We start from the raw sequence: 15,221 nt of genomic DNA on the forward strand, positions 1-15,221 counted from the left end.
ATGAGTCCTGTCGTCATCGCGGTGCTGGGGGTCGTCGTACTCCTGGTGCTGCTCGCGCTGGTGGTGGTCAGCCGCTACAAGGTGGCCGGTCCGAGCGAGGCGTTCATCGTCACCGGACGGCGCGGCAAGAAGTCCACCGATCCGGACACGGGCCGCGTGTTCACCGACAACAGCGGCCAGAAGGTCGTGGTCGGCGGCGGCGTGTTCGTCGTGCCGTTCGTGCAGCAGCGGTTCACGCTCGACCTCTCCTCGCGGCACATCCCGATCGCCGTGCGCGGAGCGGTCACGCTGCGCGGGGTGAAGGCCAACCTGGAAGGCGTCGCGATCGTCAAGGTCGGCGGCACGGAGGACGCGATCCGCGCGTCGGCCCAGCGGTTCCTGATGCAGCAGGACGGAATCGTCGGCTTCACCCAGGAAGTGCTGTCGGGCGCGCTGCGCGCGATCGTCGGCCGGATGTCCGTGGAGGACGTCATCCGGGACCGGGCCGCGTTCGCCGGTCAGGTCGCCGAGGAGGCGGAGGCGAGCCTGTCCGGGCAGGGCCTGGTGCTCGACGCCTTCCAGATCCAGGACATCACCACCGAGGGTTCCTACCTGGAGGACCTCGGCCGTCCCGAGGCGGCGCGCGCGAAGCAGGAGGCCGACATCGCGGAGGCGGTGGCCCGGCGGGCCGCCGAGCAGGCCCGGCTGAAGGCCGAGGAGGAGATCGCGGTCGCGCAGCGGACCCTCTACCTGAAGCAGGCCGAGATCAAGGCCGAGACCGACCAGGCCGCGGCCCGCGCCAACGCCTCGGGCCCCCTCGCGGAGGCGGCCCGGCAGCAGGACATCCTCGCCGAGCAGGAGAAGGTCGCAGAGCGGCAGGCCGCGCTGAAGGACCGCCAGCTGGACACCGAGGTGCGCAAGCCCGCCGACGCCAAGCGGTACGAGGCCGAGCAGGAGGCGGAGGCCCGCCGGGTGGCGCGGGTGAAGCAGGCGGAGGCCGAGCGGGCCGCCGAGATCGCCGCGGCCCAGGCCGAGGCCGAGCGGGCCCGGCTCACCGGTGAGGGCGAGAAGCAGCGGCGCGGCGCGCTGGCCGAGGCCCAGGCGATCGAGGGCCTCAAGCAGGGTGAGGCCGAGCGCTCCCGGCGTGCGGCGATCGCCGAGGCCGTACGGCTGGAGGGCGAGGCGGAGGCCGCCGCGATCGGTGCCAAGGGCGCCGCCGAGGCCGAGGCGATGCAGAAGAAGGCCGACGCCTTCGACCGGTACGGCGACGCCGCCGTGCTCCAGATGCTCGTCGAGGTGCTGCCGCAGGTGGTGGCCAAGGCGTCCGAGCCGCTCTCGGCCGTGGACAAGATGACGGTCATCTCGACGGACGGCGCGAGCCGGCTCTCCCGCACGGTCGCCGACAACGTCGCCCAGGGCATGGAACTGCTCAACTCGACCACCGGTGTGGACCTGGCCTCCCTGCTGAAGGGCATCACGGCCAAGGACGACTCCACCGCGGCGGCCGAAGCCGGCCCGGACCAGCGCAACGGCAAGGTGGAGATCACGGGCTGACCCGCCCGTGACCCGCTCGCCGGACGGCCCGCTCAGATCTCCTGGGCGGGCCATCCGAGCAGTCGGGCCCCGATGGCCGCGGTCTGCAGCGTGTAGCGGTGCACCGGGTTGGAGGCGTCGGCCCCGGTCAGCTGGTGGATGCGGTCCAGCCGGTAGGTGAGCGCCCGCACGCTGAGCGTGAGCCGCCGGGCGGCCTCGGCGGCGGTGCAGCCGGCGTCGAAGTACACCTCGAGGGTCCGCAGCAGGGGCTCGGCACCGCCGCGGGCCTCGCGCAGCGGACCCAGCACGCTCAGCACCAGGTCGGCCATCGCCTGCCGGTCCCGGGCGAGGACGGGGTAGACCAGCATGTCGGCGGCCCGCACCACCGGCTCGTCCAGGTCGAGCCGGTCGGCGAGTTCGAGGGTGCTGAGCGCCTCCTCGTAGCTGTGCACCACGCCGCCCGCGCCGGACTGGGGGCGCCCGATGGCCACCCTGCTGCCACCCGTGGCGGCGTAGGCCTGCTTGGCGAAGAAGGAGAGGACGTCCTCCTGGTCGCCGGGCGCGATACAGATCAACTGCCCGTTCTTGGTGGTGATCAGGATGCGCCGGTCGCCGAAGCGCGAGATGAGCGCGGTCTCCACGATCCGGGTGACCGGGGCGGTGTCCTCGTACGCCTCGGGCCCCTCGGCCACCGCGACGGCGTGGGCGCGGGAGAGGACCAGCCCGAAGCGCTCGGCCCGTTCGGCGAGCCGGCCCAGGTCGCTGCGCCCGTAGAGCAGGTCGTCGATGAACTCCCTTCGCGCGGCCTCCTCCTGGCGTACGGCGAGGCGCTGCGCGCGTTCGTATCCCTCGGCGAAGGCGTCGACGGCCTGCACGACGGCGGCAAGCACGCTGTCCGCGTCACCGGAGCCGGAGCCGGAGCTTGAGCCCGTGGCTGAACCGGAACCGGAACCGGAACCGGAACGTGAGCCCGGGCCGGATACCGCCGCACCGCCGGGCCAGGACGTACGCGTGGCGTCCAGATGCATCCGTACGAGGCTGCGCAGACTGTGCCCCGCCTCGGCGGCCCGCTCGCCGAAGAGCCGCCGTTCCTCCAGCTCGTCACGGGTCAGCCGGCGTCCCGTTCCGGCGACCCCGGCCAAGATCTCGGCATACCCGGTCAGATACGTCTCCTGCTGGTCCGTCTGCAGGTCCGTCACCCCGTGCCTCCCCTGCCGTTCACGCCCTGTGCGGTGTCCGGCAACGTGAGGGTAGTCAACACTGCCGGAAACCGGCAACGCGGGAAGGCGGAGTCAGCCGCTATCCTCCCCGGCCCTCGACAGCCCCGGCATCACGGCCGCGGGTACGGCGGCTGCTGCGCCTGCCCGTACGCCTGCCCGCCGGGCCCGCCGAGGCCGCCGCCCTGTCCGCCGGCGTCCTGCGCCTGGAGCTGCTCCGCCTGCTCCTTGGTCACCTGCTGCTCGGCGCCGCAGAAGGTGCACTGCGTCGCGTACTTCGTGGAGAACGGGAACAGCGGCACGAAGAACAGCGTGAACTTCGTGACGCGCTTCCTGAGCGTGTGCGCGGAGGGGTTGCCGCACCGGCCGCACACCAGCGTCAGTATCGCGAGCTGGTAGAGGTATCCCTTGGTGCCGAAGATGATCACGAGCTGGGTCCTTCCCGGTCGTCCACCGCGAGCATCGCGGGACACGCGGATCTTCTCCCAGATTGCGTCGGGAAGGGCCCCGGAAGCCACCGCGGGCCCGGCCTCGGCCGCGCGAAGGCGGTGCGCCGCTGTCTACAGGTCCGTCTCCGCCACATTTGGGCTCTGCCCCGGATGGTGGGCCGGCACCGGTGAAGGAGAGGCTGGAGGCACCTCCCTTTCCTGCGGATCAGACGTCCTCGCGCCACGACCCGGCCACACCGGCCGCTCGACGGTCGGCCGCGTATGCGCGGCTGTGCCGCTCCGTCCTGGTGTGATCGTGATGCCCCACCCCGCAAGGAGAGCACATGGCCCGCCCCACTGACCGCGTCGCCCGCCCAGGGCCCCGCGTCGGGAGGAGGACACCATGCCCGTACCCGATGACAACAGACTCGGCGAGATCGAGTCCCGACTGCACCGCGAGGACCCCCGGTTCGCCCGGGCCTTCGCCGACGGCCGTCCCTGCCGGCCACGCGAGTACCGCTACCGCCGGGCCTGGCTGCTGCTCGCCGTCGCACTGGGCGCGCTGGCCGCCGGCATGTTCCTGGCCCACGGGCTGCTCATCGCCGCCGGGCTGGTCTTCGCCGGCGTGGCCGGTGAGCTCTTCGACCCGCACCGACGCGAACGGGGGACCCGATGCCCCCCGTCCGGCACCTGACCGGCGTACCGCGCGAGGCGCCCGTACCGGTCGCAACGGCCGCATCGGCCGCATCGGCCGCATCCGCCGTACTGCCTGTACTGCCTGTACCGCACGTACTGCCTGTACTGCCCGTGCCGCCCGTGCCGCCCGTGCCGACCGTCCGGTGGCCGCGGACGGTCCGGAGTCCGGTCGATGACCCTGTCCGAGCTGTACGTGATGTTGCTGATCGGCGGCACGGTGCTGCTGGCCAGCATCGCCGCCGCCCGCGCCGCCCACCGCATCGGCCTGCCCAGCCTGCTGCTGTTCCTGTGCGTCGGCCTCGTCGCGGGCGAGGACGGGCTCGGCCTGCGGTTCGACGACGCCCAGCTGGCCCAGGCACTGGGCGCCGCCGCCCTCGCGCTCATCCTCGTCGAGGGCGGTCTGACCACCCGGTGGAGCGACGTCCGGCGTCTGCTCGCCCCGGCCGGTGTGCTGGCCACCGTCGGCGTGGCGATCTCCGTCGTGGTGACCGCGGCGGGCGCGCACTGGCTGCTGGGCATCGAGTGGCGCTTGGCCCTGCTGATCGGCGCGATCGTCTCCTCCACCGACGCCGCCGCCGTCTTCGCCGTACTGCGCGCCCTGCCGCTGCCGCGGAAGGTGAGCGTGCTGGTGGAGGCCGAGTCCGGCTTCAACGACGCGCCGACCATCATCCTGGTCCTGATCTTCTCCACCACCGCCGAGCTGCCCGGACCCGTGCCCGTCATGGGCAACCTGCTCTACCAGCTCGTGGTCGGCGGCGCGCTCGGCGTGGTGATCGGCCGCCTGGGCGTCGCGGCGCTGCGGCACATCGCCCTGCCCGCCACCGGTCTGTACCCGCTGGCCACGGTCGGGTTCGGCGTCATCGCCTTCGCCGCCGCCGGAGCGGTCAACGCCAGCGGCATCATCGCCGCCTACCTCTCCGGCCTCGTCCTCGGCAACGCGAAGCTGCCCCACCGCGGGGCCACCCGCTCCTTCGCCGAGGGCGTCGGCTGGCTGGCCCAGATCGGCCTGTTCGTCATGCTCGGCCTGCTCGTGGACCCGAGCGAACTGCCCTCCGCGATCCTCCCGGCCCTCGTCGTCGGCCTGGTCCTGCTGCTGGTCGCCCGCCCCGTCTCGGTCCTGCTGTGCCTGCTGCCGTTCCGCGTGCCCTGGCGCGAGCAGGTGTTCATCTCCTGGGCCGGCCTGCGCGGTGCGGTCCCCATCGTGCTGACCACGTTCCCGGTCGTGGCCGGGGTCACCGGTGCGCGCGACGCCCTGAACATCGTGTTCGTCCTCGTCGTCCTGTTCACCCTCCTCCAGGGGCCGACGCTGCCCGCCGTCGCCCGGTGGACCGGCGTGACCCGTCCCGACGCGCTGCGCGAGATCCAGGTCGAGACCGCGCCGCTCGACCTCCTGGACGCCGACCTGCTCACCGTGTCCGTCCCGCCGGGCTCCCGCCTGCACGGCGTCACCGTCTCCGAACTCCGGCTGCCGCACCCGACGGTCGTCACCCTGGTCGTCCGCGACGGGGCCAGCCTCGTACCCGACCGCGACACCGTGCTGCGCGCCGGGGACGAACTGCTGCTCGTCACCACGCCCGGGGTCCGGGAGGCGGCGGAACGCAGGCTGCGTGCCATCGGCCGACGCGGCAAACTGGCCCGCTGGCTGGGCGAGACGGGAGACCCCGAGTCGGAGCCGTTCCTCCCCATACAGCACGAAAAGCAGCACAACGCGTAATAAGTGATGCGGTAAACTTCTTTACCGAGCCGTGACGCTCCCTTGAGCGGGCGGGTGCTCAATTTACGCAGACCGTGCGGTGGTTGGAAGAGACGGGGGGACGCGAGATGCACCGAGCTGCCCCGACCGTACGGATGGTGCGGACCGTGCGGATCGACAACACCGCCCGCGACAGCGTGCCCGACGCCTGACGCCCGACGCTTCCGACGCCCGCGTAGCTCCGCGCAGTCGTGCCTCCTCCAGTGCCTGAACCGCCTGGGAGGTACACGCGCCATCCGGCCCCGGCCCCGGCCGCACGCCCCGCAGCGCCACTCCGCCGCAATGCCACGCCACGCCGCGCCATGCCATGTCACGCCACGCCCTCGGCCGAGAAGGGCACTGACGCCGTCACCGAACCACACCCGGAGGACAGACGCCCGTGCACAACACGACCGCAATGCTCATCGAACTGGGCGCGATCATCCTCGCCCTGGGACTCCTGGGCCGCCTCGCGGGCCGGGTGGGCTTCTCGCCCATCCCCCTCTACCTGCTGGCCGGGCTCGCCTTCGGCCACGGCGGCATCCTGCCCCTGCAGGCCAGCGAGGAGTTCACCGCCACCGGCGCGGAGATCGGCGTCATCCTGCTGCTGCTCCTGCTCGGCCTGGAGTACAGCGCCTCCGAGCTGGTCACCAACCTCAAGACCCAATACCCCTCCGGCGCGGTCGACTTCGTCCTCAACGCCGTCCCCGGCGCCGCCGCCGCACTGATCCTGGGCTGGGGCCCGGTGGCCGCCGTGGCGCTCGCCGGCGTCACCTGGATCTCCTCCTCCGGGGTGATCGCCAAGGTCCTCGGCGACCTGGGCAGGCTCGGCAACCGCGAGACCCCCGTCGTACTCGGCGTCCTCGTCATCGAGGACCTCGCCATGGCCGTCTACCTGCCGATCCTCACGGCCCTGCTCGCCGGCGTCAGCCTGGCCGGAGGCGCCGTCACGTTGCTGATCTCCCTGGGCACCGTCGGCGCCGTCCTCTACGTGGCGCTCCGGCACGGTCGGCTGATCAGCCGCGCGGTCTCCTCGGACAGCGCGGAGATGCTCCTGCTGGTGGTCCTCGGGCTCACCCTCCTGGTGGCGGGCCTCGCCCAGGAACTCCAGGTCTCGGCGGCGGTGGGCGCCTTCCTCGTCGGCATCGCCCTGTCCGGCGAGGTCGCGGAGGGCGCCAGCAGCCTCCTGACCCCGCTGCGCGACCTGTTCGCGGCCGTCTTCTTCGTCTTCTTCGGCCTGTCCACCGACCCCACCGACATCCCGCCCGTCCTCGTCCCCGCCCTGCTCCTCGCCGTCGTCACCGCGCTCACCAAGGTCGCCACCGGCTGGTACGCCGCCCACCGCGCCGGAATCCAGGGCGGGGGCCGCTGGCGGGCGGGCGGCACGCTGGTCGCCCGGGGGGAGTTCTCGATCGTCATCGCGGGACTCGCGGTGGGCGTCGAGCCCCGAATGGGCCCGCTGGCGACGGCGTACGTCCTGATCCTGGTCGTCGTCGGCCCTCTCACGGCCCGCTTCACCGAGCCCCTCGCCCGCCGCATCACCCGCCGCCCCGGCGCGACGGCACCGGCGGCACCCACCGACCTGGAGCAGGCGGCCCCGGAGTCCACGGCCCCGGGTTCGTCGCGCGCCAACGCGTGAGGGCGGCGGCGGGCGGCCCGGGGCTCACTCCCGCCCGAGGATCTCCGCGGCCGTGTCGACACCTTCCCGCGTGCCGATCACGATCAGGGTGTCGCCACCGGCCAGCCGGAAGTCCGGCCCCGGTGACGGAAGCGCCTCGGCCCGCCGCAGCACCGCGACGATCGACACGCCGGTCTCGGTACGGGTGCGGGTGTCGCCCAGCAGGCGCCCGTTCCAGTGCGAGGACGCCGACAGGCCGATCCGCTCGGCGACCAGTCCCAGTTCGGTCGTCGACAGCAGGCTCGGACTGTGATGGGCGGGCCTGAGCGCGTCGACGACCACCGCCGCCTCGTCCGCGTCCAGCCGCACTGCCAGCGAGCGGTCGTCCGGATCGCTCCTGCGATACGCGCTCAGCGTCCGCGCCCCGTCCGACTCCGCCACGACCGACAGCCGGCGCCGCTCGCGGGTGACCAGGTCGTAACGCACCCCGATCCCCGGCAACGGCGTCCTACTCGTACGCGCAGCCCCCACGGCCGCCTCCCTCTCTGCCCCGCACTGGTCCTCCGGCAACCCGGGACACCCTAGAGTGCCGCCGCCGGATCCGCTCCAGGGGGTGGAGAACCGGTCCCGCGTCCGACGACCGCGACGGCGATGTCGGTGGGCCGGGCCCGAAGCCGCTTGACCTGAACCAACCTTGAGCTTCTAGCGTCGTCGCAGAGCCGCCGGCACCGGCCGGCGGTCGTCGCTGAGGAGATCCGTCATGGACGAGCACACCACGGACGCCATCGAGATCCCGGACCGCTACCGCTACGCGGTGATCCCGCACATCATGGTGGACGACGCGGCCGCGGCGATCGACTTCTACCAGCGGGCGTTCGGCGCCCGCGAGGACTTCAGGCTCGACGCGCCGGACGGCGGGGTCATGCACGCCGAGATCACCGTCGGACACTCGGCGCTGATGCTGGGCGACGCGGGGGCGGCGGAGGCGGAGCCCGGCTCCTTCACCGCGCCGAGTTCGCTCGGCGGAGGCACGTCCGTCATGCTGCACGTCTTCGTCCCGGACGTCGACAGCCTGGCGAAGCGCGCGGAGGCGGCCGGCGCCGAGATCCTCCAGCCGCCGACCGACATGTTCCACGGCGACCGCACCGTCATCCTGAAGGACCCGTCCGGCCACAGGTGGGTCTTCCTGACCCACATCGAGGACGTCTCCGAGGACGAACTCAAACGCCGCCTGGCCACCACCGGGTGACGGTGTCACACCTTCTTGACGACGATCGTGTCCGGGACCAGCTTCTCCAGGTCGTCGACGTCCGAGGTGAAGACGGTGACCTGCCCCTTCTGCTGTCGCGCGACGACGGCGAGCACGGCGTCGATGGCGTACTTGTGGCCGTGCAACTTGGCGTCGGCCAGGAGCCGACGTGCCTGGCGGGCCTCGTCCTTCCCGATGTCGGCGACCTGGAGCCGGGACAGTACCCAGTCCCAGCGCTGTTCGGTCGTCCTGCCGTCGTACGCCTCGACCAGGGTCATCGGCGATGTCATCACTTCGGCCTCCCCGCGCGCCGCGAGGTCGAGCCGGGCGATCATCTCCCGATCACCGCGCACTGCCAGGGAGAGAGCCTCACAGTCCAGGACGAAGACACGGAGCGGCCTCTGCCCGTGCTCACCGACTCGCTTCTTCACGCAGCCTCTCCGGCGTCGTGTTGTCCGGAGGCGCGGCGCCGTTCGTGTTCGGCGTCGAGATCCTCCAGCTCGTCGAGGGCTGCCACACGCTCGTCCTCAGTCACGGGGCCGTGTTCTTCCTGCAGCCAGTCGACCAGTTCCAGGAGCCGGTCCCGGTCGCGCTTGGCGCGCAGCGCCTCGGTGACGTACGCCGACAGGCCCCGCTCTGCCGCCTCCGCGCGGATCTCATCCAGGAGATCCTCGGGGATCGTCACGGTTACCTTCTTCGTCGCCATACAAGAGACCATACTCTCGGTACCGCACTCCTTACCACTGGGGCCGCGGTCGACGATTCGCCTGTCGGAGGTAGTCGGTGACCACCTTGACCGCCATTCGCAAGTAACCGTCCTCCCGGCAGGCCCGTGGAACACCCGAAATGGTGCAGCCAGGTGGCGTCCCGGGACGCGCGGAACTGGCCCGAGCGCTCAATATACATTCGATCATGTATATTGATACACTATCCAATGTATACGGAGGTGGGGCTGATGAGCAGAACCGTCATCGATCTCGACGACGATGCCCTGGAAGCCGCAGCGGAGGAGTTGGGCACTTCCACGAAGCGGGACACCGTCAACACCGCCCTACGTGAGGTCGTCGCCCGCAACCGTCGCCTGCGTGCCCTGCGGGAGCTGCAGGATCTCGCGGATGAAGGCGCCCTTGACGTCGGACTCCTTCTGGACAAGCGCACCTATCGAGGTGGTTCCGCCCGGTGAGCGTTGCCGACTACCTCATCGACACGTCGGCCCTGGCTCGCGTTCTGCTGCGTCAGGCAACCGAAGACTGGGAACAGCGTACGAGCGCCGGGCTGATCGCCCTGTGCGACCTCACCGAGCTGGAAGTCCTCTACTCCGCACGTTCGGCGAAGGACCGCGAGGTCGTCCAGGAACTGCTGAACCAGTTCACCTGGTGCCCCATGCCCGACGGCATCTACCGGCGCGCCCGCGTCGTCCAGCGCGAGCTCACCGCCAAGGGTGAGCACCGCAGCGCCGGACCCGTCGACCTCCTCGTGGCCGCGGCCGCCGAGGAAGCGGGACTCACATTGGTGCACTACGACCGCGACTTCGAAACCATCGCTCGCACCACCGGGCAGCCGGCCCGAATGATCGACCTCAAGTAGCCGGTCGGCTCCCCGGGTCCATCGCCACCGCAGACATCCCGACCTCCGCCTCCCGACCTCCGCCGAAGGGCTCGGCCTGTCAGTCCCGGATCTGCCGACTGACAGTGTCGCTGATCGGGTCCGGACCCTGGGTGAGCTCGAGGATCTCACGGCGGATCCGTGGGGCGTGGACGAGCTCGGCGAGGGTGGCTGCGACGTCGTCGCGGGCGATCCGGGTGTGGATCAGGGCGGGGGAGAGGCTGATCCGGCCGGTGCCCGCGTCGTCGGTGAGGGCGGCGGGGCGCAGGATGACCCAATCCAGGTCGGTGGCGGCGAGTTCGACGTCTGCCTTCTTCTTGACGTCGATGTAGTGCTCGAAGGCGTCGGACTTTTCGCGATCGCGCCAGGCTTCGGGGAAGACGGAGACGAGCAGCAGGCGACGGACACCGGCGAGGCGGGCTGCCTCGATGGCGGTGGTCAGGCCGGCACCGTCGATGGCGCTGGTGGCGCCGGCGCCCCCCTCGCCTCCGGCGCCGGCGGCGAAGACCAGGACGTCGGTGTCGTGCAGCAGGCCGGCGAGGGCGGGGGCGTCGAGGCGGGTCAGGTCGCCATGGGTGGCATGGATGCCGTAGGCCGCGAGGCGTTCGCCCTGTTCAGGGCGGCGGTAGAGCCCGTCGACCCGGTCACCGGCGGCGGTCAGCAGGCGGGCCAGACGACTCCCGACGCCGCCGGCGATGCCTACGATGAAGACCTTCGTCGCGTTCATTGAGTCACTCTCCTTGATCGGGCGCCGGCCGGAGCAGGCATGGGGTTGCGATCGGGGTGCTTCCCGGCGGCCGGGAGGCACCGTGTCGGGCTGCCGTGGACGGCCGGGCCCCGCGGGCCCGCCGGGCCGGGGCTGTGCAGGCGTCCCGGCCCGGCGGGGTCACTCGTCCGTGTGCCCGGCAGTGCTTGTCGCGGCGCTCGCTATGCACGGCCCTTTTCGACCTCGGAGACGAGGGTGAGGAGGGCGTCGGCGGCGGGGCCGGAGGAGGCCGGGCTCTGCCCGGTGACGAGCAGGCCGTCGGTGAGGACGTACGGCTGCCAGACGTCGGTCTTGGAGTACTCGCCGCCGAGTCGCTTCAGTTCGTCCTCGACGAGGAAGGGGACGATTTCGGTCAGGCCGACGGCCGCTTCCTCCTCGTTGGTGAAGCCGGTGACCTTCCGGCCCCGGACGAGGGGTGTGCCGTCGGGGTTGGTGGCGTGGCGCAGCGCGCCGGGGGCGTGGCAGACCAGGGCGAGCGGCTTGCCCGCGCGCAGGGTGGTCTCGATGAGCCGGACGGAGGCGGGGTCCTCGGCCAGGTCCCACAGCGGGCCGTGGCCGCCGGGGTAGAAGACGGTGTCGAAGCCGTCGGCGGAGACGGTGTCGAGGCGGACGGTGTGGGCGAGGGCGGCCTCGGCCTCGGGGTCGGCCTCGAAGCGGCGGGTCTCGTCGGTGCGGAAGCCGGGCTCGTTGCTCTTGGGGTCCAGTGGCGGCCTGCCGCCCTTGGGGGAGGCGAGGACGACTTCGACGCCGGCGTCCTTGAAGCGGTAGTAGGGGGCGGCGAGTTCCTCCAGCCAGAAGCCGGTCTTACGGCCGGTGGTGCCGAGCTGGTCGTGCGAGGTGAGGACGATGAGGACCTTCATGCTGACTCCTTGTTCGAGTAGACCGGTCGTCTCCATTGAGGCGAACGGAATGACGGCAGTGAGGCCGGGTCGGCCCAGGTTCAGGTCTTACAGATGCAGAAGTTGACGGGTGACCCGCGTCGTGGTGTCCAGCGGGCCGATGTCGCGGTGGATCTTGGCCATGACGCTCGCTCCGAGCCACATGTCGTACAGGACCTGCGCGGTGTCACGGGGGGTACCGGTGACGGCGATCGATCCGTCCTTCAGGCCGGTCGTGATCGTCCGTTCCAGTCGGTCGATGATGGCGGTGGTGCCTTCCTTCAGGGCGAGCCGCATCGACTCCGACAGGTCGGAGACCTCCGCACCGAGCTTCACGGCCAGGCACTTGCCCTGGCACTCGTCGACGCTCTGCGTCTCGCGCCAGTTCCGCCAGTAGTTCATCAGCCGCTCTGCCGAGGTCAGGTCCGGCTCGGCGAGGATGCGGTCCATGTCCGCCAGGTAGTCGGTGAAGTAGGCCCGCATCATCGCCTCGCCGAAGGCGTCCTTGGATCCGAAGAAGTGGTAGAACGAGCCCTTCGGCACCCCGGCCGCGGTGAGGACTTCGTTGATGCCCACCGCGGAGAACCCCTTGCGGGACATGATCCGCTGCGCGGCGTCGAGAATGCTGCGACGGGTGTCGCCCTGAACGGCTGCCATGTGACCCACTCTACCGCCGATTAGACCAGTCGTCTATCGCGCTCCGCGGGTCATCGGGCCCGGCCAGGACCGGCCCGGCCAGGACCGGCGCGGCCAGGCGTGTCACCGGCCGAGGAAGTCCAGGAGGACCTCGTTGACCTCGGCGGTGTGAGTGGTGAGCAGCCCGTGCGGGGCACCGTCGATCTCGACGTACGTGGCGGCGGGCAGGGCCTTGGCGAAGCGGCGCCCGGTGGCGTCGACGGGCAGGGTCCGGTCGGCCGTGCCGTGCACGATCAGGGTGGGCACGTCGATGCGGGGGATGTCCGCCCGGAAGTCGGTGGGCCAGGTCAGCGGGGCGGCGGCCGAGGCGATCGGGCCCGCGCCGGCCGCCACGTTCCAGGCGTTGCGCACGGCCTCCTCGCTCAGCCGGGTGCCGAGGTTCTCGTCGAGGTTGAAGAAGTCGGCGTAGAAGCCGGTGAAGAAGGCGTAGCGGTCCTTTTCCACCGCCTCGGAGATGCCCTCGAAGAAGGAGAGCGGGGCGGCGCCGTCGGGGTTGTCGTCGGTGATGGCCAGGTACGGCTCCAGCGACGCGAGGAAAACGGCCTTGGCGACCCGGCCGGAGCCGTGGGCGGACAGGTAGCGGGCGACCTCACCGGTGCCCATCGAGAAGCCGACCAGGACCGCGTCGCGCAGGTCGAGGGTCTCCATGACGGTGTTCAGGTCGGCGGCGAACGTGTCGTAGTCGTAGCCGGTGGAGGGCTGGCTGGACTTGCCGAAGCCGCGCCGGTCGTAGGTGATGACCCGGTGGCCGGCGGCCAGCAGGGCCGGGATCTGACCCTCCCAGGAGTTGCCGTCCAGCGGGTAACCGTGGATCAGGACGACCGGCTGCCCCGTTCCCTTGTCCTCGTAGTGCAGTTCGATGTCGGTGCTGTTCTCCGTGCCGACCTTGATGCGTCCCATGATGGCTGCCCCTTCTGGGAGTTCGTCGTCTGCCGTGTTCCGACACCAGGACTATACGACCGGTCTACTCGGACGGCAACCCCCTCCACTGCTGATGCCGGCCGGCGGGTTGGCGTCGAAGGGTCCGGCGGCGTCCGCACCGCCCGAGCCCGAGCCCGGGGCTGAGCCCGAGCCCGGAGCTGAGCCCGGCCCCGGGGCTGAGCCCGGGGCCGGGTGCGAGGGCGAGGCCGGGTACGAGGGCGGTGCTATGCCGGCCAGGCCCGGCCCGCGTACCGGGCCGCGTCCAGGAGCCGGGCCCGGTCGGCACCGTCGCGCGCCCCGGCGGCCATGCCGGTCAGTACGGTGTCGACGAACGCGGCGATCCCGTCGGCCTCGGCGACGGACGCGAGTTCTCCCTCGGCGGCGGCCCGGCGCAGACGCGCCCGGATCATGCCACGTGTCTTGTCGCGCCGCTCGGCGAGCCGCGGCTCCCCCATGACGAGGCAGCCGGGGGGCTGCCCGGACGCGGTGAAGTGCTCGGCCGACGACCGCAGCAGGCGCTCGATCGCCTCACGTGCCGTGGGCGCCGACAGGTCGCGCTCCAGGTCCTCGTCCAGGTGTGCGGTGTACAGCGCGCACGCCTTCTCGAACAGTGCGTTCTTGTCGCCGAAGGCCGCGTACAGGCTCGGCGCGGCGATCCCCGCCTCCGCGCACACCTGCGCGACGCTCACTCCGTCGTATCCGCGCTCCCAGAACGCGCGCATGGCCATCCGGAGTACCGCGTCCTTGTCGAACGTCCTCGGTCTGCCTGTCATACGCAAACTGTAGCGCACGCTAAAGAACGTGCTACGGTCTTTCTGTAACGCGCATTAAACAACGAGGGCGGACAGCGGCGCACGGCACACCGCGCCTGCCCGAAGGAGCACAAGGAGCACAGCGATGAGCTACAGCGGTTACAAGTCCCTGGTGGTCCGCGCGGAGGACCGGATCGCCTGGGTGACCATCGACAATCCGCCGGTGAACACCGTCGACGCCACACTGGCCGGTGACCTCAAGGCGTTCGCCGACGAGGTGGCCGGCGACGAGGGCATCGCCGTGATCGTCCTCCAGTCGGCCAACCCCGAGTTCTTCTCCGCCCACGCGGACTTCGAGTGGTCCTTCGATCCGAGCACCCTCATGGCCCTGGCCGACCCCGACGCCGACCCCGCCCTCAACCCGCTCCAGCAGCTCAACGAGCGGCTGCGCACGCTGCCGCAGGTGACGATCGCGAAGCTGCGCGGCTACGCCCGCGCGGGCGGCGCCGAGTTGGCGATGGCCGCGGACATGCGGTTCGCCGCCGCGGACCGGACCTGGCTGTCCCAGCCGGAGTCGCTGATGGGCATCTTCCCCGGCGGGGGCGGCACCCAGTACCTCAACCGGCTGGTCGGCCGGGCCCGTGCCCTGGAGATCGTGCTGGGGGCGGAGCTGTTCGACACCTCCGTCGCCGAGCGCTACGGATGGATCAACCGCGCGATGCCGGACGAACACCTCGACGCGTTCGTCGACGCTCTCGCCCGCCGCATCGCCGGCCTGCCCGAGGGCGTGGCGGCCGCGGCGAAGGAGGCGTTGGACGCGGCCGAGGCGAGCGGCTCCGTGCCGGACCTGGCGCAGGAGGCGGCCGCCCACGCGAAGGTCTACCCCTCCCCGGACGACGTCGTCGCCCGGCTCCGCGTGGTGATGGACCACGGCGGACAGACCCGCGACGGCGAACTGCGACTGGAGCGCCTGCTCGAATCCATCCCCTGGGCCCACCGGTCCTGAACGGCCGCCGCCGACCGTGTCCGCCACACCTCGCACTGTCACGTTTCCGGCGTCTTCGGTGAGGACCGCGGGTACACCGTGGCCGTGTCGCAGTGCACCTTTCAGGACGCCAATGGAATCGGCTTTCACCTCCCCGAGAAAAGGG

18 protein-coding genes are annotated in these 15,221 nt (G+C 71.4%); 8 read left to right on the plus strand and 10 right to left on the minus strand.

Features of this window, described 5'->3' with window-relative positions; translation table 11 throughout:
- On the plus strand, positions 1–1,533 hold the full coding sequence (locus tag ACGH7X_RS20780) for a flotillin family protein (RefSeq protein WP_399886904.1): 1,533 nt from the start codon (positions 1–3) through the stop codon (positions 1,531–1,533).
- 32 nt (positions 1,534–1,565) lie between these two features.
- Here ACGH7X_RS20780 and ACGH7X_RS20785 read toward each other — a convergent pair whose 3' ends face one another.
- Both ACGH7X_RS20785 and ACGH7X_RS20790 read right to left on the minus strand, forming a co-directional pair.
- Positions 1,566–2,711 (minus strand): PucR family transcriptional regulator, encoded by a 1,146-nt coding sequence (locus tag ACGH7X_RS20785; protein ID WP_399886905.1) that lies wholly within the window; start codon positions 2,709–2,711, stop codon positions 1,566–1,568.
- A gap of 131 nt (positions 2,712–2,842) precedes the next feature.
- Complete coding sequence (locus tag ACGH7X_RS20790) at positions 2,843–3,157, minus strand: zinc-ribbon domain-containing protein (protein WP_399886906.1); 315 nt, start codon at positions 3,155–3,157, stop codon at positions 2,843–2,845.
- Positions 3,158–3,560: 403 nt separating this feature from the next.
- On the opposite strand from ACGH7X_RS20790, the gene ACGH7X_RS20795 reads away from it, so the two are divergent.
- From ACGH7X_RS20795 to ACGH7X_RS20805, 3 genes are all read left to right on the plus strand, one after another.
- Complete coding sequence (locus ACGH7X_RS20795; RefSeq protein WP_399886907.1) at positions 3,561–3,851, plus strand: DUF3040 domain-containing protein; 291 nt, start codon at positions 3,561–3,563, stop codon at positions 3,849–3,851.
- A gap of 174 nt (positions 3,852–4,025) precedes the next feature.
- The gene (locus ACGH7X_RS20800; RefSeq protein WP_399886908.1) at positions 4,026–5,567 is read left to right on the plus strand and encodes a potassium/proton antiporter; all 1,542 of its coding nucleotides are present in this window, start codon (positions 4,026–4,028) and stop codon (positions 5,565–5,567) included.
- A gap of 418 nt (positions 5,568–5,985) precedes the next feature.
- Positions 5,986–7,224, plus strand: coding sequence for a cation:proton antiporter (locus ACGH7X_RS20805; RefSeq protein WP_399886909.1), 1,239 nt, complete (start codon positions 5,986–5,988; stop codon positions 7,222–7,224).
- A 24-nt stretch (positions 7,225–7,248) separates the two neighbouring features.
- Here ACGH7X_RS20805 and ACGH7X_RS20810 read toward each other — a convergent pair whose 3' ends face one another.
- On the minus strand, positions 7,249–7,734 hold the full coding sequence (locus ACGH7X_RS20810) for a cation:proton antiporter regulatory subunit (RefSeq protein ID WP_399886910.1): 486 nt from the start codon (positions 7,732–7,734) through the stop codon (positions 7,249–7,251).
- Between the two features lie 229 nt (positions 7,735–7,963).
- Here ACGH7X_RS20810 and ACGH7X_RS20815 point away from each other — a divergent pair, with 229 nt between their 5' ends.
- A complete protein-coding gene (locus ACGH7X_RS20815) occupies positions 7,964–8,452 on the plus strand; it encodes a VOC family protein (protein ID WP_399886911.1) in 489 nt (162 codons plus the stop codon).
- A 5-nt stretch (positions 8,453–8,457) separates the two neighbouring features.
- Here the strand turns inward: ACGH7X_RS20815 and ACGH7X_RS20820 are convergent, their stop codons facing one another.
- Both ACGH7X_RS20820 and ACGH7X_RS20825 read right to left on the minus strand, forming a co-directional pair.
- Positions 8,458–8,883 (minus strand): PIN domain-containing protein, encoded by a 426-nt coding sequence (locus ACGH7X_RS20820; RefSeq protein WP_399886912.1) that lies wholly within the window; start codon positions 8,881–8,883, stop codon positions 8,458–8,460.
- On the minus strand, positions 8,880–9,158 hold the full coding sequence (locus tag ACGH7X_RS20825; RefSeq protein ID WP_399886913.1) for a CopG family transcriptional regulator: 279 nt from the start codon (positions 9,156–9,158) through the stop codon (positions 8,880–8,882). The genes ACGH7X_RS20820 and ACGH7X_RS20825 overlap by 4 nt, the downstream gene beginning before the upstream one ends.
- Before the next feature lie 249 nt (positions 9,159–9,407).
- Here ACGH7X_RS20825 and ACGH7X_RS20830 point away from each other — a divergent pair, with 249 nt between their 5' ends.
- Positions 9,408–9,635 (plus strand): type II toxin-antitoxin system VapB family antitoxin, encoded by a 228-nt coding sequence (locus ACGH7X_RS20830; protein ID WP_399886914.1) that lies wholly within the window; start codon positions 9,408–9,410, stop codon positions 9,633–9,635.
- Positions 9,632–10,039, plus strand: coding sequence for a PIN domain nuclease (locus tag ACGH7X_RS20835; RefSeq protein ID WP_399886915.1), 408 nt, complete (start codon positions 9,632–9,634; stop codon positions 10,037–10,039). Before ACGH7X_RS20830 ends, ACGH7X_RS20835 begins: the two co-directional genes overlap by 4 nt.
- Positions 10,040–10,118: 79 nt before the next feature.
- Here the strand turns inward: ACGH7X_RS20835 and ACGH7X_RS20840 are convergent, their stop codons facing one another.
- The 5 genes from ACGH7X_RS20840 to ACGH7X_RS20860 form a co-directional block, all read right to left on the minus strand.
- Positions 10,119–10,784 (minus strand): NAD(P)H-binding protein, encoded by a 666-nt coding sequence (locus ACGH7X_RS20840; protein WP_399886916.1) that lies wholly within the window; start codon positions 10,782–10,784, stop codon positions 10,119–10,121.
- Between the two features lie 200 nt (positions 10,785–10,984).
- Positions 10,985–11,683, minus strand: a complete 699-nt coding sequence (locus ACGH7X_RS20845; RefSeq protein ID WP_399886917.1) for a type 1 glutamine amidotransferase domain-containing protein — start codon at positions 11,681–11,683, stop codon at positions 10,985–10,987.
- Between the two features lie 87 nt (positions 11,684–11,770).
- On the minus strand, positions 11,771–12,358 hold the full coding sequence (locus ACGH7X_RS20850; RefSeq protein ID WP_399886918.1) for a TetR/AcrR family transcriptional regulator: 588 nt from the start codon (positions 12,356–12,358) through the stop codon (positions 11,771–11,773).
- A 102-nt stretch (positions 12,359–12,460) separates the two neighbouring features.
- A complete protein-coding gene (locus ACGH7X_RS20855) occupies positions 12,461–13,297 on the minus strand; it encodes an alpha/beta fold hydrolase (RefSeq protein ID WP_399886919.1) in 837 nt (278 codons plus the stop codon).
- Between the two features lie 245 nt (positions 13,298–13,542).
- Positions 13,543–14,091 carry a TetR/AcrR family transcriptional regulator gene (locus ACGH7X_RS20860; RefSeq protein ID WP_399886920.1) on the minus strand — a complete coding sequence of 183 codons (549 nt, stop codon included), beginning with the start codon at positions 14,089–14,091 and terminating at the stop codon, positions 13,543–13,545.
- A 124-nt stretch (positions 14,092–14,215) separates the two neighbouring features.
- Between ACGH7X_RS20860 and ACGH7X_RS20865 the strand changes: the two genes are divergently transcribed.
- Entirely contained in the window at positions 14,216–15,076 is an 861-nt protein-coding gene (locus tag ACGH7X_RS20865; RefSeq protein ID WP_399886921.1) for an enoyl-CoA hydratase/isomerase family protein, read from the plus strand.
- Positions 15,077–15,221: the final 145 nt, after the last annotated feature.

It is taken from the genome of Streptomyces sp. BBFR51, assembly GCF_044591655.1.
Classification (GTDB): domain Bacteria; phylum Actinomycetota; class Actinomycetes; order Streptomycetales; family Streptomycetaceae; genus Streptomyces.